Source organism: Peribacillus simplex (assembly GCF_001542915.1).
Taxonomy (GTDB): domain Bacteria; phylum Bacillota; class Bacilli; order Bacillales; family DSM-1321; genus Peribacillus; species Peribacillus simplex_B.
The window spans coordinates 277,554-301,113 of record NZ_LNNH01000055.1 but is presented as its reverse complement, the minus strand read 5'-3'; the positions used below and the strand labels follow the sequence as shown (position 1 = coordinate 301,113).

Genomic DNA, 23,560 nt, shown 5'->3' with positions numbered 1-23,560 from the left:
AGTCAAAAGTGTTCTATCTAAAAGGTAAGACAAAGTTGATTGGAACGGAAGGTACGAGACTCCTGCGGGAAAAGCGCGTCTAGGGGAGACCCCGCAGGCAGAGCCGAGGAGGCTCCCCGACCGCCCGCGGAAAGCGAGTGCCTGGAGTGGAAATCAACGTCTAAATTGTACAGGCCATAAAAATAGACAAACTCGATTTTCATCGAGTTTGTCTACAGTCTGAGGCCGAGATTCATATCTCGGTCTTTCGTTTATAGAGAAAAGGGGTTCGGAATTAAATGTCCGAACCCCTTTTATATTCCCCTTTGAACCTTCGCTTGAACCTTTTTTGATCCCCTTATAGCAACCCGGCTCAGGTACGCTTTTCTTTTGCACTCTACTTTTAATGAATAAAAAATTTGGGGAGAAAAGTTGTTAAACCAAGTTGAATGGAGCGGAAAGCGAGACTCCTGAGGGAAGGCAATGATCTACTCTACAGGTACTCCCGAGTTTAGGTTTTGCACCGAATTTGTGGCGATTTCTCATGAAAATCCTGCGTTTCCCGCTAGCTACATGTGGATTGTCGGGATGACATCCTCGTTTTCATGCAATGTGGAGGAAAGAGGGTGTGCGTGCGACATCCCCGCGGGGAATGCCTGTCTTCGTGAAACTCTGTTGGCGCAAAGACTGAAGGTGCTTACGGAGCGCCCGCAGTGCCATGAAACGGTCTAAATACAGATACTGGCGTGCAACAGAGTGCAATTTTTGTTTTTACGTAACGTACAAAGCTCAATTATTATCGCATTTGACGATGGCGTTGGCAGAGATTGATGTCTCGGCCTTTTTTTGCTTTTTTAGCAAGGTCCATAAACCTTCGATAAATGCCCAGTTTCTTTAATAGCTTGGCATCATTAACGACCCACCGGCATATATTTTATTGAAAGTGGTGTATACAGGAGGATTGTCAAAATGGAAACGATTCTTTCTTTTTTACCGAAAACCCTATACGAGCAGCTCCAGGGTATGACACCGTTGATGATAGAAAAAATGGAAGAGCTGCGAATACGGATCGGAAGACCGCTTGAGGTCATTATTGGTGGGGAACCTTTCTTCTTTTCGTATGCCGTTTCCAAAACGGATGCAGATCAATTATTGAACCAAATAGGTCAATTTTCGTTGTATACGCTTGAGGAAGAATTGAAGCGAGGCTATATAACCATCGCTGGAGGCCATCGAGTCGGCCTTGCCGGAAAGGTCATCCTGGAGAATGGAGCGGTCAAGGCAATAAGGGATATTTCTTCATTCAATATCCGGATTGCCCGTGAAAAAGTCGGTGTGGCTGAGCCGCTTACTCCATATTTATATAATGGGGAATGGCAGCATACATTATTGATCGGCGCTCCGCAAACAGGAAAAACGACGGTGTTGCGGGATATTGCAAGAATGATATCGTCTGGAAATGAAATGAAGGGCATTGCACCGCAAAAGGTGGGAATTGTGGACGAGCGCTCGGAAATAGCAGGATGCGTTCATGGAGTGCCGCAGCTTGAATTTGGAACAAGGCTGGATGTCCTCGATGGATGTCCCAAAGCGGAAGGAATGATGATGATGATCCGTTCGATGTCCCCGGATGTATTGGTCGTGGATGAAATAGGCCGCGCTGAAGATACTCAAGCAGTTCTCGAAGCAGTGAATGCAGGCATTAAACTCATGATAACAACACATGGACATACACTGGAAGAAGTGAAGAAGCGGCCCTTCATCGCAGAGATATTAAAACAAAACATCTTTGAACGTTTTATCGAATTACGAAGAACGAAAGCCGGGACGCGAAGCTACAAAATCCTCGATGCAGCTGGGGTCCCTATTTTTTCTGATGAAAGTGTGAAGCCGCATGTTTAAGTTGGTTGGTGCTGCCATCATCATCATAGCCACGACTTGGGCAGGTTTCGAGGCTGCCAAAAAATTGAGTTTGAGGCCGCGGCAGCTGAGACAGCTTAAAGTTGCGATGCAATCGCTTGAAGCGGAAATCATGTATGGACATACACCTTTGCAAGAAGCGGCAAGGAAGCTTTCCAAGCAGCTGACAAATCCATTATCCAACTTTTTCGAAACATTCGCCAATCGGCTCAAGTCAGGTGAGACCACCGTCAAGGAAGCATGGGATGAGAGCTTGAAGAAAATATGGAAATCCCTGGCCTTGAAGCAGGGGGAGTTCGAAATCCTTTCACAGTTCGGGGAGACGCTTGGGAAAAGCGATAGGCATCATCAACAAAAACAGATCATGCTGACGATGGCACATTTGGAACGGGAAGAGAGCGATGCACTCGAACGACAGGGAAAATATGAAAAAATGATGAAAAGTCTTGGTTTTCTAACTGGATTGTTATTGATCATTTTGCTGATGTAGTTTATGTGGGGGGAATGAAAATGGGCATTGATGTGGACATCATATTCAAAATAGCGGGTGTGGGGCTTGTTGTAGCATTTCTTCATACGATACTCGACCAGGTCGGGAAGAAGGAGTATGCCCAGTGGGTGACACTTTTCGGATTCATCTATATTTTATTCATGGTCGCATCCGTAGTGGAGGACTTATTCCAAAAAATTAAATCTGTATTCCTATTTCAGTAAGGGGGGATTGGCGATTGAAATCATAAAAATCGTAGCCATTGCCCTGGTTGCCACCTTTCTGGCCTTGATCGTCAAGGAGCAAAAACCAAATTTGGCATTCCTGCTTATCGTTTTTGTAGGGTGCTCCATTTTTCTTTTTCTGGCAGATAAAATATACGAGATCATTTTAATGTTAGAGAAAATCGCAGTTAATGCCAATGTAAATACGGTCTATCTGGAGACCATCTTAAAAATAATCGGAATTGCCTATATTGCTGAGTTCGCCTCGCAAATTACGAAAGATGCCGGGCAGGGCTCGCTCGCTTCAAAAATAGAATTGAGCGGGAAAATCCTGATCCTGGCGATGGCAATTCCAATATTGACGGTCATTATCGAAACGATCATTCAGATGCTCCCGAGTTAATGGATGATTCCTACTAGTCAATGAGGTGAATGTATGAAGCAGCGGATGCCTTACTTATCGATCCTATTCATTTTACTCTTTTTTTTGCATACATCTATTGGACAAGCTGCCGAAAATCCTGAAAATACAGAAAGCGTTCAAGAGCCGATCATGCAGTCCGAACTGGTACAAGCCCAAATAGAAAGACTGGGGGTTGATGAGCTTAAACAATATTGGGATGACATTGTCACGGAATATGGCGGATTCTTACCGGAAAGCCAGAAAGGGAGTTTCATGGATTTTGTAAGCGGGGATAAGAAATTCTCCTTTGACCAGTGGCTGAAGGGCATCACAAAATTCGTTTTTCATGAGCTGCTCGTCAACGGCAAGCTGCTGGGCTCTCTTATCCTGTTAACCGTTTTCAGCATGTTTTTGCAGAATTTGCAGAATGCGTTCGAGCAAAGTTCCGTGAGTAAGGTCGCTTATGCAATCGTTTATATGGTGCTTATCATTCTGGCGCTCAACAGTTTCCATGTCGCGATCGAATATACAAAAGACACGATAGATTTGATGATTTCCTTTTTGATGGCGCTCATCCCGCTTCTTTTGGCTTTGATAGCTGCGTCAGGCGGGCTTATATCAGCGGCCTTCTTTCATCCGGTCTTAATGTTTTTAATGAACACAAGCGGCATCCTGGTGCAATTCATCGTTCTCCCCTTATTATTCTTTGCAGCGATTTTGAGCATCGTCAGCACGCTGACCGAACATTACAAAGTAACACAGCTCGCCCAGCTTCTCCGTAACTTTGCCATCGGCATCCTTGGAGCGTTCATGACCATATTCCTTGGCGTCATTTCCGTTCAAGGGGCATCCTCCGCTGTAGCGGACGGGGTTACGATCAGAACGGCCAAATTCGTGACAGGTAACTTCATACCAGTAATCGGGCGCATGTTCACTGATGCAACGGATACGGTCATCAGTGCCTCCGTCCTTCTGAAAAATACGGTGGGCTTATCGGGCGTCATCATATTGCTGCTCATCACGACCTTTCCAGCGATAAAAATCCTGATGATTTCTTTTGTCTATAAACTGGCAGCCAGTCTTTTGCAGCCGCTTGGCGGCGGTCCGGTAATAAAATGCCTCGACATCATCAGTAAAAGCATGATTTATATTTTTGCCGCCTTGGCGATCGTATCACTCATGTTCTTTTTAAGTATCACGGTAATCATCGCCTCTGGAAACATTACACTGATGGTTCGTTAGAAAGGAGGAGGGCTTGGTGAGTTTTTTAGCTGGCTGGGTATCCAATATCATTGTGTTCGTTTTGCTTGCCACAGTAATCGATATGCTCCTTCCCAATTCAGCCTTGCAGAAATATGCCAAAATGGTCATCGGACTTTTATTGATTGCGATCATCATCACTCCTATATTGGGGTTATTCAATAAGGATTTCGATGAAATATTATCTGCCGCGACGAGCGAATTTGAAAATCAGAAAAAAAAAGATTTGGGAAATTTGACAGAAATGAAGAAAAAAGAAATACAAGCTACCCAGGGTGCATATATTTTAAAACAAATGGCTGTTGACTTAAAGGCAGATGTGGAAGAGGAGCTGATGAAGGATTATAACATGAAGATCAGTGCGATTGATGTTGCCGTCAAGAATGAGGAAAAACCAAGCGTGGAAGATTTGCAAAATATCAACATTTCTTTGGAAAAGGCAGAAGGGAAAGAAGACACTTCGATAGAGGCTGTTGCAAAAATCGATATTAACGCAGAGAGGCCATCACCTTCGAACGATGCCAATCTGGATGCGGTCAAAAGTTTTCTGGCAACAAGTTGGTCTGTCGATAAAGAGATCATTGAAATCGCCGGGGAAAGGAAGTGACTTAAGTATTGAACAAAGACAAAGGTCCATTATCCTGGCTGCAAAAACTATTGAATAAGGATCCTGACCAAAAAGAGCCGAAGGAAAAAAAACCTTCCCTGTATGTCTATGCTTTAATCGTTGTCCTTTTGGGAGCGGGGATCATGATGGCAGGTAATCTGTTGACCACCAACCAGACGGGACAAACATCCGACGTGAAGACGGTATTCAATAACAAGCAAGAAGAAAAGGATGATGTCGAAACATTCGGTCAGAAAAATCAATCCGAATTCAAGAACACGAAGGATTATGAAATATACCTTCAAAATGAAATGAAGGAAGCGTTGGAATCGATAACGGGAGTCAAGGATGTAAAAGTCGTAATCTACGTGGATGCATCCGAGAAAAAAGTATATGAAAGAAATAAAGTCACCCAAAAGCAGGTCACGCAAGAAACCGATCAGGAAGGCGGCAAAAGGACGGTCGAGGATACATCGGTGGATGAACAACTAGTTTTAGTCAAAAGCGGCGAAAAAGAAGGGCCGATCATTTCCGAAACAAAGAAACCTATTGTAAGGGGAGTCCTTGTAGTCGCTAAAGGAGCCGAAAACATTCAAATCAAAAAGTGGATCGTCGAAGCTGTCACACGATCACTTGATGTACCGAGTCACAGGGTTTCTGTCATGCCTAAAAAATAAGGGGGAAAATTATCATGTTATTAAAAAAGCAAACGGTTTGGTTATTGACTATGCTAAGTCTGGTCGTTGTCCTTTCAGTCTATTATTTAACCGCTCCTGAAGAAAATGCTGCCGATATGACGGCAACGGAGCAAGCGGAAAAGGCGGAAAATAAGGCAGAAAATAAGGCAGAAAACAAAACGGAAATGAAAACAGACAACAAAGCTGACACAAAAGGTGAAAGCAAAGGGAATAAAGAATCGTCCAAAAATGCAGAAGGTTCATCTGTAACGATAGCATCAGGGGATGAATTCGAATCATTAAGGATGCAGATCGAGGATGAACGCGCAAAGCTGAATGAAGAATTGACAGAAAAGATGGGCAATACAGACCTTTCGGCTGAAGAAAGAGACGAAGCGTATGCTAAAATCGAACAATTAAGTGAAACGAAGGTTAAAGAAAATATCATTGAAAACTTAATTGTGGCCATGGATTATAATGCTGCATTGGTTCGCGTCGATGGTACGGATGTTAAGGTGAGTGTCAAGGCTGATAAACAAACAAAAACAGAAGCCAACAACATTATCCGCCTGGTCCGCAAAGAAGTGAGCGATGCACAAAATGTAGTGGTCGATTTCCAACCTGAAAAATAATCTCAAATCAGAAGGAAACTCTGATACACAACAGCTCTAGTTTGAAGGTCTCCCTTTATAAAAAAAGGGATTTTTTTTTTGTCTTTTTCTCGTTAGTGCATCAGGAGTAAATTTTAGAGGAAAAGCTTTTTTATGCCATTTGATAGTGGGAAATCAACCAGGTATAAAGAATATACTTTTCTAAAATAGTAATATAAAGGGGAGTAACTGTTACTCCAGAAGGATAATCGCTGAAATATCCAGGTAAATGCAAAGGAAATGAAGGGTAAAGAATTCACAATATTATAATAAAGGTGTAGAATGGAAGTATGGATATCAACTTGCAACTAATCTATCATTGAATTTGTATAAGCTAATATTGTATGATGTTAGAAGCTGGTCATAAACTTTTCAATTCTCTACAGGAAACAATATTTTGGGAAAGTGAAATTTCTGTTATAAAACAGGTAGAGTGAATTCGCTTTCGGATGGAGGACCGGCTTCATCTTGCAGAATTGGACAAGATAGAGATAAGCTGAGGGTAAGAGGGTATAAGATGTTACATAAAATATTATTGCCTCACAAACTCATATTAAATTAGACAAGGGGTGCACAAAATGAAAGTGCAAGAAATTCGTGAAATCATCAAGCTAGTCGATCAATCCAATATAAGTGAATTCGTTTATGAAAATGAAGGAACGAAAATTAAATTAAAGAAAACTGAAACGGTTACAGCCATCCAGCCGGCAATTTCTCTGGACGCCCTTCAAGCCAATGCAGCTGTCGAGGTTAAGCCTGCCGCTGCTCCTGAGGCGGTAAAAGCTGTTGAACCGGCAGCACCGGCTCCTGCCGTCTCTGAACGGGAAAATTTACATAAGATCACATCTCCTATGGTAGGGACATTTTACCAATCACCTGCACCGGATTCTCCGGCCTACGTAAAAGCGGGCGATAAAGTGACAACGGATTCGATTGTCTGCATCGTCGAGGCGATGAAACTCTTCAATGAAATCGAAGCCGAAGTTAGCGGTGAAGTCGTTGAAGTCCTTGTAAAAGAAGGACAACTTGTAGAATATGGTCAACCATTATTTTTAGTAAAGCCGGAATGAGGAGCTGTTTCTAAATGATTAAAAAGGTATTAATTGCCAATCGAGGCGAAATTGCTGTCCGAATCATCCGGGCATGCAAGGAGCTGGGGATTGAGACTGTAGCGGTTTATTCGGAAGCTGACAAAGAAGCCCTTCATGTCCAAATTGCCGATGAAGCCTATTGCATCGGTCCCAAACTATCCAAAGACAGTTATTTAAATACAACGAACATCATCAGTACGGCCAAGAAAACGGGATCGGATGCGATTCACCCTGGATATGGTTTCCTTGCTGAAAATGCGAATTTTGCGGAGCTTTGCCGTGAATGCAATATCATATTCATCGGTCCTAGCCCTGAAGCGATCAATAAAATGGGAACTAAGGACGTGGCAAGGGAAACGATGCGAAAAGCTGGGGTTCCGATCGTTCCCGGTTCCAAAGGCATCATCAAAGATACCGATGAGGGAGTGGCCCTTGCCAATGAAATGGGCTACCCAGTCATCATCAAAGCCACTGCCGGCGGCGGCGGTAAAGGGATCCGGGTCGCAAGGACCGAAGAAGATCTCATCAAGGGCATTAACATCACGCAACAGGAAGCCGCGACGGCATTCGGCAATCCGGGTGTTTATATTGAAAAATTCATTGAGGATTTCCGTCATGTTGAAATTCAAGTCATGGCCGATAACCATGGCAATGCCATCCATTTAGGTGAGCGTGACTGTTCCATTCAACGACGCTTGCAAAAGCTGGTTGAAGAAACTCCATCTCCGGCACTGGATGGTGAAACACGTGCGGAAATGGGGCAGGCTGCAGTTACGGCGGCTCTTGCGGTTAATTATTCAGGAGCCGGTACCGTCGAATTTATTTATGACTATGTGAATAGAAAATACTACTTTATGGAAATGAATACACGTATCCAGGTTGAACACCCAGTCACGGAAATGGTGACAGGAGTGGATTTGATCAAAGAACAAATCAAAGTCGCTTCAGGTGATAAACTATCCCTTTCACAAGAGGATGTAACGTTTAACGGCTGGTCCATCGAATGCCGGATCAATGCGGAAAACCCAGAAAAGAATTTTATGCCTTCAGCTGGAAAAATACACATGTATTTACCTCCAGGAGGGTATGGAGTAAGGGTGGACTCCGCAGCATACCCAGGGTACTCGATACCGCCATATTATGATTCCATGATTGCTAAATTGATTGTCCATGCACCGACAAGAGAAGAAGCGATCGAGAAAATGAAGCGCGCTTTAGGTGAATTTGTCATTGAAGGAATCAGCACAACCATTCCGTTCCATATTAAGCTGCTTCAGCATGAACAATTCGTATCGGGAGAATTTAATACCAAATTCCTTGAAATATATGATGTAATGAACTCATAATGTAAAGGAAGACAGGAGGTGCTTTTGAATGAGTGAAATGGAAGGCCAATTACTCGAAATGAATGATTTTAATAGTGGACTAGGCAAAGTGGAGATTGCACCTGAGGTGATTGAGGTAATTGCGGGCATTGCTGCATCGGAAGTTGAAGGTGTTGCACATATGCGCGGTAATTTCGCTACTGGTGTAGTTGAAAAGCTTGGTAAAAAGAACCACGGTAAGGGTGTTAAAGTGGACTTGACGGGAGAATCGATCAAAGTCGAACTTTATTGCGTCATGAAATTTGGTGTTTCAATTCCGAAAGTTGCCCAAGAAGTGCAAGATAACATTCGTGAAGCCTTGTTGAACATGACGGCCATCGATGCTGGTGAAGTGAACATCCATGTAGTGGGCATAGCATTTGAAAACGCGAAGCAAGAAGCGGATTACGAACAAGAAGTGTAAGTGGCACCATTCGATTCACACCTGCAGAAACCCGGCAAAAAGCCGGGTTTTTGTTTGTTTGGATGCCGGCTCAATGATTGCATCGCTATTCATCCGGGCTGGACTGATAATATTATGGTAAATGAACATAATAAGGCGGTGTCTGGAAGTTTCCCTTTAATTCAAGGGTGATTTCTGTTATTGTGTAAAAGGTGAAATATGAGCATGAAAGCCAGGCAAGCACTTTTTTTGGCACATTCAAATGATTGAATCGTGTTTTCTTGCTGGAAAAGATCGGGGGATGATAGGTTAATCAAGGTGATTATGCCTTTTTCTCCTTTGATTTTGTGAAAAGCAGCTGAAATACGGAAAAACACGCTGTAAATCTTAATGTTTTTGAAAAAAAGTTATTTAATGTTCGTTTGTTCTGGCGTTTTCATATATAATAGTAGATGTTAAAGGAGTAAGATTATGAAAAGAAGAGTAGCCCGTGAAAAATCCCTTCAAGCACTATATCAGATCGATATTGCCAAGTCGGGTGCCGAAGAAGCAATGGAAAGCGTATTGGATGGCGCTCCTACTGATGAATATTTCAAGAAATTAGTCATGGGGATTACGGAAAATCGAGAACAGCTTGATGGAATGATCAGGGACAATTTAGAGAACTGGACGCTGGAAAGATTAGCGAACATTGATCGGAATTTACTGCGAATCGCGATTTATGAAATGGTTCACAGTGAAGATGTGCCTGTAAGTGTCGCAATGAATGAAGCTATTGAAATTGCTAAGAAATTCGGTGATGATCAATCAAGCAGCTTTGTGAATGCCGTTTTATCCAAAGTGAAGGTGAAAAGCGACAGCTAAGGCTGCAGTCTAAAGCCATGAATCTCCCGGCAATTTCTTTAGCAAAAATTAACTTGGGAGGAATATACACATGTCAGCTCAAATCATTAATGGTAAAGAAATTGCAGAGGCAGTTAGGCAGGAAATCAGCAAGGAAGTTCAACATTTACGTGAAAAAGATATGGTCCCGGGTTTGGCTGTCATTCTCGTCGGTGATAACCAAGCCTCACAGACTTATGTACGCAATAAGCAAAAAGCCTGTGAAGACGTGGGGATGCATTCCGTTTTGATCAAAAAGCCTGCAGATCTATCTCAGGAGGAATTAATGCAGATCATCAATGAACTGAACCAGGATGAAAGCATCCATGGCATATTGGTGCAGCTGCCATTGCCAGGGCATATTTCTGAAAAGGCGATCATCGAAGCGATTTCCCCGGAAAAGGATGTGGATGGGTTCCATCCGATTAACATTGGGCGGATGATGACTGGTCAGGATGCTTTCTTACCTTGTACGCCATACGGGATTATGGTGATGCTTGAGCATATCGGCTATGAGCTTGAAGGAAAGCATGTGGTCATTGTCGGAAGAAGCAATATCGTCGGGAAACCAGCCGGACAATTGTTTTTAAATGCGAACGCAACCGTTACATACTGTCATTCTAAGACAAAGGATCTTGCGTATTTCACCAAGCAAGCCGATGTGGTCGTGGCAGCTGTCGGTAAGAGGGATACGATCACAAGTGATCATATTAAAGAAGGTGCGGTCGTCATTGATGTTGGGATGAACAGGAATGATGAAGGAAAGCTTTGCGGTGATGTGGCGTTTGAAGAAGTGAAAAACAAGGCTTCATACATTACCCCTGTTCCTAAAGGCGTCGGTCCCATGACGATTACGATGCTTATGAAGAATACGGTCAAATCTGCTCAAAAAACATTTGAACAGAGAAAATCAGCATTAAAAAGCTGAAAAAAGCGTTAAAACATTTAAAGAAGCGGACCTCTTGTTTTATAATAACGGGAGACCGCTTTTTTCCATTCATAAATTTTAATGACGTATTACGTGTAACCTATAGGTGAGCTTTCTTTATATCCGATTCCCGTCGGAAGGAGACATGATATGAGTAACCAGCAATATTTGAGCGTGTCGGCATTAACGAAGTACATTAAAAGGAAGTTTGACGTCGACCCCCATTTACAAAATGTGTACATAAAAGGTGAAATTTCGAATTTTAAACAACATACGAGCGGACATATGTATTTTACGCTCAAGGATGAAAAGGCCCGCCTCCTCTCCGTTATGTTTGCCGCTAATTCCAAGGGGATGAAATTCATGCCCGAAAATGGAATGAAGGTACTTGTAAAGGGTGATATTTCATTATATGAAGCGAGCGGACAGTATCAGCTTTATGTGAAAAGCATGGCCCCGGACGGAGTGGGCGATTTGTATCTGGCTTATGAGCAGCTGAAGAAAAAGCTGGAAGCGGCAGGGTTGTTTTTGGCCGAACATAAGAAAATGATTCCACAGTACCCTAAATCGGTAGGGGTCATAACCTCTCCGACCGGTGCTGCATTGCGGGATATCCTGACGACCATCAAGCGGAGGTACCCTATTGCGAAGATCATCGTATACCCTGCGCTTGTCCAAGGGAATAATGCCGCTAAATCGATTGCAAAAGCGATCTCGATGGCTAATGCAAGGGCGGAGAGCGATGTGCTCATAGTCGGAAGGGGCGGCGGTTCGATCGAGGAGCTATGGGCTTTCAATGAAGAAATCGTGGCTGAATCGATCTATGATTCCGATATTCCGATCATTTCCGCTGTCGGACACGAAACTGATTTTACGATTGCTGACTTTGTCGCTGATATGCGTGCGCCGACACCGACCGGTGCCGCAGAGCTAGCGGTGCCGCATCTCAATGAAATACTGGAACGCCTGATGAACCGAAAGAATCGCTTGACCCGTTCGATTCGTGAGGCGGTGAATTTTGAAAGCACCAAATTGACGAGGCTGGAGAGATCCTATGCTTTCCGTTATCCTCATAAAATGTATGAACAAAAGCTTGAACAGCTTGACAGGACGAAGGACAGGCTTTTGAAGACAAGTACCCGGTACTTCTTGAAAAAGAAGGATGGGCTAAACCAGTTGAACGATATTCTTAAGAAGCAGCATCCTGAACAAGCGGTAAAAAATGCTCAGGAAGAATTGCAGCAGCATGAAAAAAAATTGCGTCGGGCGATGGAAGCAATCTATCGGCATAAATCGCAGCAATTCGTCCATATGACGGCCACATTATCTGCCCTCAGCCCGTTGAAAATCATGGAGCGGGGCTATGGGTTGGTTTTTACTGGAGATGAGACGCTCGTGAAAAGCACGCAGCAGGTATCCATTGGGGAGAAGATAGCCGTTTCCATAAAGGATGGCACTCTTGAGTGTGAAATTAAAGATATTAAGGAGCGAATTGAACCATGACAAAAAAACAGGAAGCTACATTCGAAGAAGCGATGGAGAATCTGGAAAAAATTGTGGAACAGCTTGAAGAAGGAGATGTGCCCCTTGAAGAAGCCATTTCCATATATAAACAAGGTATGGACTTATCCAGGCTGTGTCATACGAAGCTTAAGGCGGTTGAAGATCAGCTGACCCAAATTTTACGGGAAGACGGGGAACTTGAAAACTTCGTTGTCCAGGAGGAAGAATAACATGAGTCCAACATCCTTCGATCTTTTTTCTAAAGAATACAAAGCAATAATCGAAACGGAAATCATTGAATACGTTAAAAAGCTTGAAGCTCCGGCTGTGGTGAAAGAGGCGATGGCCTATTCACTCGAAGCCGGCGGAAAAAGAATACGCCCTTTATTGGTTTTTGCAGTGTTGGGGGCATTCGGGAAAAACTTGAGAATGGGAATTCCGGCAGCGGCAGCGATTGAAATGATCCATACCTATTCTTTAATTCATGATGACCTTCCCGCGATGGATGATGATGATCTCCGCCGCGGAAAACCGACGAACCATAAAGTATTTGGTGAGGCCGTAGCCGTTCTTGCCGGTGATGCCTTACTTACATATAGCTTCCAATTGATCTCGGGTATGAACGATCCCGAGGTGACGGCCCAAATGAAACTGGACCTTGTAAGCGAAATCGCCAAGTCTGCCGGAGCAGAGGGGATGGTTGGCGGTCAAGTCGCCGATATGGAAGGGGAAGATAAGCAGTTGACCCTCAGGGAATTGGAGTATATCCATGAACATAAAACGGGCAAGCTGCTGACGGCAAGTGTTCTCTCCGGAGCCATATTATCAGGAGCGAATGGAGAGCAGCTTCAGCATTTACGTAACTTTGGCTATCACCTAGGGCTTGCTTTTCAGATACGGGATGATATTCTGGATATTGAAGGATCTGTTGAGTTGATTGGCAAGCCGGTTGGCAGTGATGAAGGAAACCATAAAAGCACATATCCTTCACTGCTTTCGCTCCAAGGGGCGAAGGAGAAGCTTGAACAGCATATTGGCCTTGCCCATGCCTCTTTAGCAAAAACGGCCCTGGAAACCGATTTGCTGAATGAGCTGACGGATTTAATAGCCACCCGAAATCATTGATTGTGGCTAAATTTGTTATCAATTAAGGTTTTATGGTATACTCATTGTGCAAAAATATGTGAAAAACAAGATCGCTTTTTAATGGAGTTACGTGATTAAATAGGTAATGAAGCCGCCGAAATCACCTGGGTGTTGGCGGCTATTTTTAACTTAAAACCAATTTTTCGGTCAAGTCTTCAATATATCCCTCTTGATGAGGATTTGTTTTGCTTCCAACCGAAAATGACAGAAAGTGAGTGGTCCTATTTGGATCTTCTATCTATAAAAGACCCTTCTTTTTTGAAGAAGATGAATAATGAAGAACTAGTCGAGTTAAGTGTGGATATTCGTAAATTCCTTGTAGAAAAACTATCGGTCACCGGCGGGCACATCGGCCCCAATTTAGGAGTCGTGGAATTGACCATTGCTTTGCATAAAGAGTTTGACAGTCCCAATGATAAAATCCTGTGGGATGTCGGACATCAATCATATGTCCACAAAATCCTGACAGGCAGGGCTGGGGAGTTCGATTCCTTAAAGAAATACAAAGGGCTGTGCGGCTTTCCGAAAATGATTGAAAGCCCCCATGATGTATGGGAAACCGGCCACAGTTCAACTTCCCTTTCGGCTGCCATGGGAATGGCTGCTGCCCGTGATATCAAGGGTGAAAAAAGTTTCATTTTACCTGTAATCGGTGATGGAGCCCTTACAGGCGGCATGGCACTTGAAGCCTTGAATCATATCGGGGACGAAAAAAAGGACATGATCGTCATTCTTAATGATAATGAAATGTCGATCGCCCCTAACGTTGGAGCATTGCACACCATATTGGGAAGATTGCGTACGGCAGGTAAATATAACTGGGCAAAAGATGAATTGGAGCTGCTATTGAAAAAAATTCCTGCCGTCGGAGGAAAGCTTGCAGCTACTGCCGAACGCTTGAAAGATAGCATGAAGTATTTATTGGTTTCAGGAATTTTCTTCGAAGAACTCGGTTTCACATACCTTGGCCCTGTAGATGGCCATAATTATGAAGAACTGCTGGAGAATTTAAGATATGCGAAGAAAACGAAGGGACCGGTCCTGCTGCATGTCATCACGAAAAAAGGCAAGGGCTATTCCCCAGCCGAGTTGGACACTACAGGAAATTGGCATGGGACAGGCCCATACAAGATCGAAACAGGCGATTTCGTCAAATCCCCTACAAAAGGGCCTGCGTGGAGTGCGCTTGTGAGCGATACGGTCAGCAGGCTTGCTCGTGAAGACGAACGGATAGTCGCCATAACGCCTGCCATGCCGGTCGGTTCGAAATTGGTGGGGTTTGCTCAAGAATTCCCTGAGCGTTTCTATGATGTAGGGATTGCCGAGCAGCATGCTGCCACTTTTGCAGCTGGCTTGGCTACGCAAAACATGAAACCATTCCTGGCCATTTATTCGACCTTTCTCCAAAGGGCCTATGACCAAGTGGTCCATGATATATGCCGCCAGAATTTGAACGTATTCATAGGCATCGATCGTGCCGGGTTGGTTGGCTCCGATGGGGAAACGCACCAAGGCGTTTTCGATATTGCTTTCTTACGGCACGTTCCGAATATGGTATTGATGATGCCTAAGGACGAAAACGAAGGTCAGCATATGGTCAATACGGCCATAAGCTATAATGATGGCCCCATCGCTATGCGTTTCCCGCGCGGAAATGGCTGGGGCGTTGCGATGGATAGCGAATTGAAGCAGATACCAATCGGATCATGGGAAGTTCTGAAAGAAGGAACGGATGCTGCCATCTTGACGTTCGGCACAACGATTCCGATGGCCCTTGAGGCTGCAGAACGGCTGGAGAAAGAGGATTATTCCGTTAAGGTGATCAATGCCAGGTTCATAAAACCTTTGGATGAGAAGATGCTAAGCAGCCTACTCGGTGAAAAAATGCCGATCCTGACGATAGAAGAAGCTGTGCTGCAGGGCGGTTTTGGAAGTTCTGTACTGGAATATGCACATGATCAGGGCTTTTATGGAGCCATCATCGATCGAATGGGCATTCCGGATTATTTCATTGAACATGGAAGTGTCGATGAATTGCTGGAAGAAATTGGCTTAACGACCGAAATTGCCATTAAAAAGATAAAAATGATAACACCCAAAAAAGAAAAAAGGGCCTGACAATTATGAAAGTAATGAAAGAAAGAGTAGATGTATTGCTTGTAGAACAGGGCTTGGCCGATACACGTGAAAAAGCTAAGCGGATGGTTATGGCCGGTCTTGTCTACGCGAATGAAGAGAGGTACGAAAAGCCGGGGGAAAAGGTGCCAGTCGATCTCGAATTTACGATCAAAGGTAAAGTCATGCCTTATGTGTCAAGAGGCGGGCTGAAACTGGAGAAAGCCTTAAACGAATTCGACTTGCAAATGGACGGAAAGATCCTCCTGGATATCGGATCATCAACTGGCGGGTTCACCGATTGCGCTTTGCAAAATGGTGCGACGATGTCTTATGCACTGGATGTCGGCTATAATCAACTTGCCTGGAAGCTTAGGCAGGATGAACGGGTAAAAGTGATGGAACGGACCAACTTCCGTTATGTTACACCGGCAGATCTGGATGGGGAGATGCCGAACTTTGCAAGCATCGATGTTTCTTTCATCTCGCTCACCTTAATTTTACCTGTGTTAAAGACCCTGCTCGTTCCTAACAGTGACGTCGTTGCCTTAGTGAAACCGCAATTCGAAGCTGGAAAGGATCAAGTGGGAAAAAAGGGAATTGTTCGTGATCCTAAAATTCACAAGCTAGTGCTGGATAAAATCATTTCTTTTGCAAAAAAAGAAGGCTACGATATTTTGGATGCCTCCTTCTCGCCGATTACAGGCGGCGATGGAAATATTGAATTCCTGCTTCATTTACATTGGCAAGGATCCAAAGAAGATGGAGAATTCAAGCTATCCAAAACGGTTGATGAGATCGTTTCGGAAGCACATGCCCAGTTTAAAAAAGAATAGCTTGAACTTTAGAGGGCTCCTTTGGCTGAATGGTTGGCTAAAAGGAGCTTTTTACCTTCTGGGGAATCTTTTGAAGGAGCCTTGGCAGCATAGAAACAATTAATGAAAGCGCAACGCATGCCATTTAGAGAAAAAATTGTACAATTGCATAAAAATCCGCTACCATTAATATTAACCACCGTAAGGGCGGCTATTTGCACACAGTGAAGATTGCGAAGCCTTACTAAACCGGAAGCTTTATCCATGATATGAAAGTGATGCGCATGACCAATAGATGAACAACAGTTGAGAAGAGGTGCTTCTGCTTATGAATAAAGGGCAACGACATATAAAAATTAGGGACATTATCACCAATAACGATATCGAGACGCAAGATGAGTTGGTTGAAGAACTGAAATTGGCTGGATACAACGTGACTCAGGCCACGGTATCGCGGGATATCAAAGAGCTCCATCTTGTAAAGGTCCCGTTAACGGATGGCAGGTATAAATACAGCCTGCCTGCCGATCAACGTTTCAACCCGCTTCAAAAATTAAAGAGAATCCTTGTTGATGCTTTTGTACGAATCGATGCAGCGAACAATTTACTCGTCATGAAAATGCTTCCGGGTAATGCCCAGGCAATCTGTGCATTGATTGATAATTTGAATTGGCAAGAAATACTCGGAACGATCGGCGGCGATGATACGTGCTTGATCATTTGCCGCTCTGAGGAAGATGCAAAGATCATTTCCGGCAAATTCTTGGACATGCTCTAATAATTTTGTGAGGTGACCCGTTTGTTAACAGAACTATCGATTAGGAATTTTGCGATCATAGACAGCCTGTCCGTTTCGTTCGAGAAAGGCTTGACTGTCTTGACCGGTGAAACAGGGGCAGGTAAATCAATTATTATAGATGCCGTCCATCTTTTGGTTGGGGGGCGTGGTTCCTCCGAGTTTATTCGTCATGGAGAGTCAAAGGCGGAAATAGAAGGGCTGTTTCAAATAGATGATGAAAAACATCCGGTCTTTGCCAAGGCGGAAGAATTCGGCTTGGACATGAATGATGGGATGGCCATTCTTCGAAGAGACATCTCGCTTAGCGGAAAAAGCGTATGCCGGGTAAATGGAAAACTTGTGACGATTGCCATTTTACGTGAGATAGGGCGGACTCTGATTGATATCCATGGCCAGCATGAACATCAGGAATTAATGGATGAACGACTCCATTTGCCGTTGCTGGATCAATTTGGCGGTGAAAACATCGCGTCTGCACTTACCGAATACCAAAAGCTATATAAACAATATGAATCCGCTTCGAAGCAATTGAATGATTTAAGTCAGAATGAGCAGCAAATGGTGCACCGTCTTGACTTGATCCAATTTCAATTCGATGAAATCCAAAAGGCCGACTTGAAACTTCAGGAAGATGAAGAATTGATGGAAGAGCGGAAAAAAATTAATAATTTCGAGAAAATCCATGAAGCGCTGCAAACGAGCTATAATGCATTAAACGGTGAGCAGCATGCAATTGATTGGCTGTCGGTAGCCATGAATAACATGGAAGAGGCGGCAGGGCTGGATGAGGGGCTACAAGCCAGCTCAGAAATCGTCTCCAATAGTTACTTCCTGCTCGAGGAAGCCGTATCGAACATCCGAGATCAATTGGATTCCTTGGATTATGATACGGAACGTGTTGAATTCATCGAGGGACGCCTAAATGAAATAAATCAATTGAAACGGAAATACGGACGGTCCATCGAGGAAATCCTCGAATATGGCGCAGGCATTGAAGAGGAAGTCGAAAAGCTGCTTAATAGGGAAACGCATATCGCTAAGCTTGAAAAGGAAATGAAATCGATTAAGGCCGATTTAATTGTTGAAGCAAAGAACCTGTCTGAATTACGCCAGGGGTTCGCTCAACAGCTTACAAAAAAAATTCATCAGGAATTAAAAGATTTATACATGGAAAAAACAATTTTCGAACCTCATTTCCATCAAACGGCTTATACGTTCGATGAGTTGTCAGATAAGGGAATCAATCAGTCCGGGCTGGACTCCATGGAATTTTATATTTCCACGAATCCCGGCGAACCATTAAAACCCCTTTCCAAAATTGCCTCGGGGGGAGAGCTGTCGCGGATCATGCTCGCGCTGAAAAGCATTTTTTCCAAGCATCAAGGCATTACTTCGATTATATTCGATGAAGTGGACACTGGTGTCAGCGGGCGGGTTGCACAATCCATTGCCGAGAAGATTTATAAAGTGGCCACGGGGTCTCAGGTTTTGTGCATATCTCATTTGCCACAGGTCGCAGCCATGGCGGATACCCATTTATTCATTGCGAAAAATGTCAGGGCAGGACGGACGAATACCTCCGTGAAGCCTTTGATTGAAACGGAAAAAATAAAAGAAATCGGCAGGATGATTTCGGGGGTCGAGATTACCGACTTGACGAAGCAGCATGCCAATGAGTTAATACAGCTGGCCAAAAGGCTGAAGATCACTTCTTGATGGGCGCGTAAGAAGATTATGAACATTTATTAACTTCCTCATAAGCATTCATTGTAAAGCTATCCAAAAACGGATAGCTTTTATTTTTTGCTCCTGTTATAAATGATTGTCATGAGGGCTAAATTAAAGGTGTAGCCATAAAGTTTCAGAGAGCGAGGAGAGTGAATGGATTGAAATTTGTATGGATAAACAGGATCATCGGTGGAATTCTCCTTGTTTCGCTATTAACATTAGGGTTATACCAGCCATCTCGTGAATATTTTTTAATTCCAAATCATCTTGTACTATTTGAAGGAAGTCAATATAGTATTTCCAAATCATTGCCTGTTTCTGCAAAAGCTTCGGGATCCAGTGACGGGATTTCGCTTCATGATGAGCAAGCTTCAATTACGCTTGGTGCCGAGAAACCAGGAACGAACGAAGTGTTACTTGATGTGGCGGGATTGCCTGCCAAAAAGGTCGACATTCGGGTGTTGAAGGACTTTAAAGTCATGCCCGGGGGCCAATCCATCGGGGTGAAACTTAATACTCTTGGGGTGCTCGTTGTAGGTCATCATCTCATTGATACTGCGCAGGGGAAAAAATCACCAGGAGAAAAAGCGAAGATTGAAATCGGCGATATTATTACAGAAATCAATGGTCAGACGATAAAGAAGATGGGGGATGTAACCCCTTTTGTTCAGCAGGCAGGTGAGAAGGGGGAAGCGTTGAAACTTGTCATCAATCGTGATAACGAAGTGCTTCATAGTACCCTTTTACCTTTGAAAGATAAGAATGAAGGAACATACAAATTGGGTTTATATATCCGTGATTCAGCAGCTGGCATAGGAACGATGACCTTTTATCACCCGGATTCGAAAAAATATGGGGCATTGGGACATGTTATTTCTGATATGGACACGAAAAAACCGATTGTTGTAAAGGATGGACAAATTGTTCAATCGACGGTCACTTCCATTGAAAAGGGAAGTAATGGTGACCCGGGAGAAAAATTGGCACGCTTTTCATCCAATAAAGAAAAAATAGGCAATATCAATCGAAATAGTCCCTTTGGAATCTTTGGAAAATTAAATCAGGATTTCAAAAACGGAATCAGTGACAAAGCACTTCCCATCACCCTTTCCCATGAGGTAAAGGAAGGACCAGCAAAAATCCTGACTGTGGTGGATGGCTCCAAAGTAGAAGAATTCGATGTGGAAATCGTCAGTTCCATCCCTCAAAAATTTCCTGCCATCAAAGGAATGGTCTTGAAAGTGACGGATAAAGAATTGCTTCAAAAAACGGGCGGGATCGTTCAAGGTATGAGCGGCAGTCCTATCATACAAAATGGGAAATTAATCGGTGCAGTCACCCATGTATTTGTCAATGATCCTACAAGTGGGTATGGAGTCCATATTGAATGGATGTTAAACGAAGCCGGTATCAATATATACGACAAAGATAATTATGAAAAGGCAAGTTGAAGACCGGGTATCCTTTAGGATGCCCTTTTTTTGATTGAGCCACGGAGAGAATAGCGGCAAATAAGGAGAAGCGAAGGATTTACAGCTGTTTTATTTAAAAAGTAGGAGGTTTTTTTGAAACGATGTGATAAAATGATAACGATGTGAAGATTTTTCGACAATCGATTTATTCGAATAGCAAACGAAGTCGAAAACTAGAGATATCGGGAGAATAATATTGAATTCCTTATATTTTTTCAAAAATAAAAGGAATTTAGTTTCCATTGTCGAAAAGTTCAATTACAATAGAATTTAGTCATATAGAAAAAAAGACCAATTGTAGTTGAGGAGGAAATCAAGCGTGAAAAAAATTAAGGTGTGCGTTGTAGATGATAATAGAGAACTTGTTGGCCTTCTGGAAGAATACATTTCTGCACAGGAAGATATGGAGGTAATCGGGGTAGCCCATAACGGTCAAGATTGCCTGGGGATGCTGGAAAACGTTGATCCCGATATATTGATCCTCGATATTATCATGCCTCATTTAGATGGGTTAGGTGTATTGGAGAAGCTTCGTGAAGTAAAACGGGGTGCCATGCCTAACGTAATTATGCTTACTGCCTTTGGTCAAGAAGATGTCACGAAAAAAGCCGTTGATTTGGGCGCGTCCTACTTCATCCTGAAGCCTTTTGATATGGAGAATTTGGCCAATCATATTCGTCAGGTGAGCAATAAAGGGCAGGCAGTATTGAAAAATCATAGCCAATTCAGTTATCGTCCCCAAAATGAATCCAAGCCCAAGAACCTGGATGCCAGCATTACAAGCATTATCCATGAGATTGGTGTGCCTGCACATATTAAGGGTTATTTGTATTTAAGGGAAGCCATATCCATGGTGTACAACGATATTGAACTGTTGGGGTCGATCACCAAAGTGTTGTATCCGGATATTGCCAAAAAATACAATACAACCGCCAGCCGTGTTGAGCGTGCCATCCGCCATGCGATTGAAGTGGCCTGGAGCCGCGGTAACATCGAATCCATTTCATCCCTATTCGGTTATACCGTCAGCATGACTAAGGCAAAGCCTACGAATTCCGAATTCATCGCGATGGTCGCCGACAAGCTCCGTCTTGAACATAAAGCTTCTTGACAGGGATACGGGGAACCTGTTGATAAGATTCGTATGTAATCCATTGATCAGATAAAGGCTAGAGCCGCTAAAGATAAATAAGAATCCCCTTGCTGGTGGCACTAGACAGGAAGAAGATGCTTGTGGTTTTGCAACTTCGACTTTTTACATGCCGGCTAAAAATTAAACGCCTTTTATTTATTGGATTTTGCAGGAAGAATCCAATAAATAAAAGGCGTTTTTGTTTGTTGTATTATCAGAATATTCAGTTTTCTTACAAAGGTGGTTCCTTTTGTGGCTTTTATCTTAATTTTTAGATTATAATCATAGGTATATATAATCGTACGATGAGGGGGGATGTACTTGATCTTTGAAGAAAATGAGCATTTTGTATTAGAATCGGCGTCAGGATTGGTATATATAACCGTTTTTCTGAAGGGCTTTTCCATTTTGGGTTTTAACCCAGTCCTGCTCAAGTTCCCACAAATCATGCTGGAGCATGTAAAAGACTTAAAACAAGCCCTGACGGAGGCTACCGGGGAGAGAATTCCGGTGGGCCGGCTGAAACCCATAATCGAGTTGGACATGGCTGAGGATAAAATGTCTGCACGTGTAAAACTCAATTGTTCAGAAGCTCACCTTAAAGAAAATCATTCAGCCATCGTGGGAAATATTCTCGAGAGCCTTCAAAAGGAACATATTACAGACGGCATATTGATGAATGTTTTGCAAAACGAACTGACCATCAACGATCGTAAGGTCATTGCGATTGGGAAAGAACCAGTCCATGGCAAGGATGCCGTCGTTACCTATTTTAAACGATCGGAACGAAAACCTGCGGTCAGGGAAGATGGTAAAGCTGATTATTATGATATGAGTTTTCTTGATGAGGTGAAGAAGGGCGATTGGCTCGGTGAAAGGATACCGCCTTCCTCAGGAGAAATGGGGCAGTTGATTACAGGGGAGCTTGCGTTGCCTAGAAAAGGAAAAGACAAACACCTTGTTTATGACAAAAAAACGGTTGAGCCATATGAGGAAGACGGTAAGATCGTACTCAGGGCGTTGATTGACGGGGTAGTGGACTTCAGGGATGGGAAGATCACGGTAGGCCCCCACTTATCGATTGATGGAGATGTAGGGATTGAAACCGGGCATATCGAATTTGATGGAAGCGTTACGGTTAAAGGGACAGTCGTGGACCATTTTTCCGTGACGGCTACAAAGGATATTTCCATACTAAGTGAGCTCGGTATAAGCAATGTGAAAGAAATCAAATCAAAAGAGGGAGACGTTTTCATTAAAGGCGGCATATTCGGTAAAGGCCTATCAAAGGTTTCTGCAGAAAGGAACATTTTTGTGAAACACGCCAATGAATGCCACTTGACGGCAGGGGAAAATATACATATCGGATCATATTCACTAGGCAGCTTCCTTAAAGCAAAGAATATTTTCACTGATGAAAAAAAGGGGAAATTGATTGGCGGCGTTATCGAAGCTCAAGCAAAGGTGAGGGCGGCAGTGATCGGTAACCGTATGCAACGGAAAACGGTCATTAATGTTAAGGGGTTTAACCGTAATCTTATCAAGGATGAATTGAACCAGATCTTGCTTTTATATAAATCAAAGCTTGAACAATTGGAATTGATCAAGGAAAAGCTTGAAGTGTATGAGATGTTTCTTGGTGAATGGACTGAAGTGCAGCATTTCCAATATGAACAAACCAGAAAGCGGTTGGAAAGTATGCTCGCCCAAATTTTTCAAATTGATGAGGAACGGAAATCGATCATGGATATGCTTGAATCTAAAGGGGAAGGGGAAATCATGATTGGACAAATGGCGTTTCCCGATACACGGTTGCAAATCAAAAGTCTGGAAAGGAAATTGAATGTTATGACGAAAGGAACCTTTTATGCCGAAAATAATCACCTGCATTTTGATTGAATTCCGCTGAAGGCTTGATATTGATGTAAATATTTTTGCTTTGCTTTTCATAAATTGGGATATGACGGTTTAT

At 43.3% G+C, this 23,560-nt stretch carries 23 protein-coding genes; all 23 read left to right on the top strand.

The window, feature by feature from the left end:
• Positions 1 to 948 precede the first annotated feature (948 nt).
• The 23 genes from spoIIIAA (at position 949) to AS888_RS23000 (ending at position 23,487) form a co-directional block, all read left to right on the top strand.
• On the top strand, positions 949 to 1,881 hold the full coding sequence (gene spoIIIAA, locus AS888_RS23110) for a stage III sporulation protein AA (protein WP_061144416.1): 933 nt from the start codon (positions 949 to 951) through the stop codon (positions 1,879 to 1,881).
• Positions 1,874 to 2,389, top strand: coding sequence for a stage III sporulation protein SpoIIIAB (spoIIIAB, locus tag AS888_RS23105; protein ID WP_061144415.1), 516 nt, complete (start codon positions 1,874 to 1,876; stop codon positions 2,387 to 2,389). The genes spoIIIAA and spoIIIAB overlap by 8 nt, the downstream gene beginning before the upstream one ends.
• Before the next feature lie 20 nt (positions 2,390 to 2,409).
• A complete protein-coding gene (gene spoIIIAC / locus AS888_RS23100; RefSeq protein WP_034308319.1) occupies positions 2,410 to 2,613 on the top strand; it encodes a stage III sporulation protein AC in 204 nt (67 codons plus the stop codon).
• A gap of 7 nt (positions 2,614 to 2,620) precedes the next feature.
• Entirely contained in the window at positions 2,621 to 3,016 is a 396-nt protein-coding gene (gene spoIIIAD, locus AS888_RS23095) for a stage III sporulation protein AD (protein ID WP_100531630.1), read from the top strand.
• A gap of 33 nt (positions 3,017 to 3,049) precedes the next feature.
• Positions 3,050 to 4,258 (top strand): stage III sporulation protein AE, encoded by a 1,209-nt coding sequence (gene spoIIIAE / locus AS888_RS23090; protein ID WP_061144414.1) that lies wholly within the window; start codon positions 3,050 to 3,052, stop codon positions 4,256 to 4,258.
• Positions 4,259 to 4,274: 16 nt separating this feature from the next.
• Positions 4,275 to 4,883 (top strand): stage III sporulation protein AF, encoded by a 609-nt coding sequence (spoIIIAF, locus tag AS888_RS23085; RefSeq protein ID WP_061144413.1) that lies wholly within the window; start codon positions 4,275 to 4,277, stop codon positions 4,881 to 4,883.
• 8 nt (positions 4,884 to 4,891) lie between these two features.
• Positions 4,892 to 5,560 carry a stage III sporulation protein AG gene (gene spoIIIAG / locus AS888_RS23080; RefSeq protein WP_061144412.1) on the top strand — a complete coding sequence of 223 codons (669 nt, stop codon included), beginning with the start codon at positions 4,892 to 4,894 and terminating at the stop codon, positions 5,558 to 5,560.
• A gap of 14 nt (positions 5,561 to 5,574) precedes the next feature.
• Entirely contained in the window at positions 5,575 to 6,192 is a 618-nt protein-coding gene (locus tag AS888_RS23075) for a SpoIIIAH-like family protein (RefSeq protein ID WP_061144411.1), read from the top strand.
• A gap of 596 nt (positions 6,193 to 6,788) precedes the next feature.
• Positions 6,789 to 7,280 (top strand): acetyl-CoA carboxylase biotin carboxyl carrier protein, encoded by a 492-nt coding sequence (gene accB, locus AS888_RS23070; protein WP_061144410.1) that lies wholly within the window; start codon positions 6,789 to 6,791, stop codon positions 7,278 to 7,280.
• A gap of 14 nt (positions 7,281 to 7,294) precedes the next feature.
• Positions 7,295 to 8,647: an acetyl-CoA carboxylase biotin carboxylase subunit gene (gene accC, locus AS888_RS23065; protein WP_061144409.1), complete on the top strand. Its 1,353-nt coding sequence runs from the start codon at positions 7,295 to 7,297 to the stop codon at positions 8,645 to 8,647.
• 37 nt (positions 8,648 to 8,684) lie between these two features.
• Positions 8,685 to 9,089, top strand: coding sequence for an Asp23/Gls24 family envelope stress response protein (locus tag AS888_RS23060; RefSeq protein WP_397252445.1), 405 nt, complete (start codon positions 8,685 to 8,687; stop codon positions 9,087 to 9,089).
• A gap of 450 nt (positions 9,090 to 9,539) precedes the next feature.
• The gene (nusB, locus tag AS888_RS23055; RefSeq protein ID WP_061144407.1) at positions 9,540 to 9,932 is read left to right on the top strand and encodes a transcription antitermination factor NusB; all 393 of its coding nucleotides are present in this window, start codon (positions 9,540 to 9,542) and stop codon (positions 9,930 to 9,932) included.
• Positions 9,933 to 10,002: 70 nt separating this feature from the next.
• Positions 10,003 to 10,878, top strand: coding sequence for a bifunctional methylenetetrahydrofolate dehydrogenase/methenyltetrahydrofolate cyclohydrolase FolD (gene folD / locus AS888_RS23050; RefSeq protein WP_061144406.1), 876 nt, complete (start codon positions 10,003 to 10,005; stop codon positions 10,876 to 10,878).
• Between the two features lie 150 nt (positions 10,879 to 11,028).
• Positions 11,029 to 12,381 carry an exodeoxyribonuclease VII large subunit gene (xseA, locus tag AS888_RS23045; protein WP_061144405.1) on the top strand — a complete coding sequence of 451 codons (1,353 nt, stop codon included), beginning with the start codon at positions 11,029 to 11,031 and terminating at the stop codon, positions 12,379 to 12,381.
• Positions 12,378 to 12,611 (top strand): exodeoxyribonuclease VII small subunit, encoded by a 234-nt coding sequence (locus AS888_RS23040; protein ID WP_061144404.1) that lies wholly within the window; start codon positions 12,378 to 12,380, stop codon positions 12,609 to 12,611. The genes xseA and AS888_RS23040 overlap by 4 nt, the downstream gene beginning before the upstream one ends.
• A 1-nt stretch (position 12,612) precedes the next feature.
• The gene (locus AS888_RS23035) at positions 12,613 to 13,506 is read left to right on the top strand and encodes a polyprenyl synthetase family protein (RefSeq protein ID WP_061144403.1); all 894 of its coding nucleotides are present in this window, start codon (positions 12,613 to 12,615) and stop codon (positions 13,504 to 13,506) included.
• A 246-nt stretch (positions 13,507 to 13,752) separates the two neighbouring features.
• Complete coding sequence (gene dxs / locus AS888_RS23030) at positions 13,753 to 15,645, top strand: 1-deoxy-D-xylulose-5-phosphate synthase (protein WP_061144442.1); 1,893 nt, start codon at positions 13,753 to 13,755, stop codon at positions 15,643 to 15,645.
• 5 nt (positions 15,646 to 15,650) lie between these two features.
• The gene (locus AS888_RS23025) at positions 15,651 to 16,478 is read left to right on the top strand and encodes a TlyA family RNA methyltransferase (protein WP_061144402.1); all 828 of its coding nucleotides are present in this window, start codon (positions 15,651 to 15,653) and stop codon (positions 16,476 to 16,478) included.
• 307 nt (positions 16,479 to 16,785) lie between these two features.
• Complete coding sequence (gene ahrC / locus AS888_RS23020; protein WP_061144401.1) at positions 16,786 to 17,235, top strand: transcriptional regulator AhrC/ArgR; 450 nt, start codon at positions 16,786 to 16,788, stop codon at positions 17,233 to 17,235.
• Between the two features lie 21 nt (positions 17,236 to 17,256).
• Positions 17,257 to 18,972 (top strand): DNA repair protein RecN, encoded by a 1,716-nt coding sequence (recN, locus tag AS888_RS23015; RefSeq protein ID WP_061144400.1) that lies wholly within the window; start codon positions 17,257 to 17,259, stop codon positions 18,970 to 18,972.
• Positions 18,973 to 19,142: 170 nt separating this feature from the next.
• Positions 19,143 to 20,435 carry a SpoIVB peptidase gene (gene spoIVB / locus AS888_RS23010; protein WP_061144399.1) on the top strand — a complete coding sequence of 431 codons (1,293 nt, stop codon included), beginning with the start codon at positions 19,143 to 19,145 and terminating at the stop codon, positions 20,433 to 20,435.
• 340 nt (positions 20,436 to 20,775) lie between these two features.
• Positions 20,776 to 21,567 (top strand): sporulation transcription factor Spo0A, encoded by a 792-nt coding sequence (gene spo0A / locus AS888_RS23005; RefSeq protein WP_061144398.1) that lies wholly within the window; start codon positions 20,776 to 20,778, stop codon positions 21,565 to 21,567.
• 342 nt (positions 21,568 to 21,909) lie between these two features.
• A complete protein-coding gene (locus AS888_RS23000) occupies positions 21,910 to 23,487 on the top strand; it encodes a DUF342 domain-containing protein (RefSeq protein WP_260320341.1) in 1,578 nt (525 codons plus the stop codon).
• Positions 23,488 to 23,560: the final 73 nt, after the last annotated feature.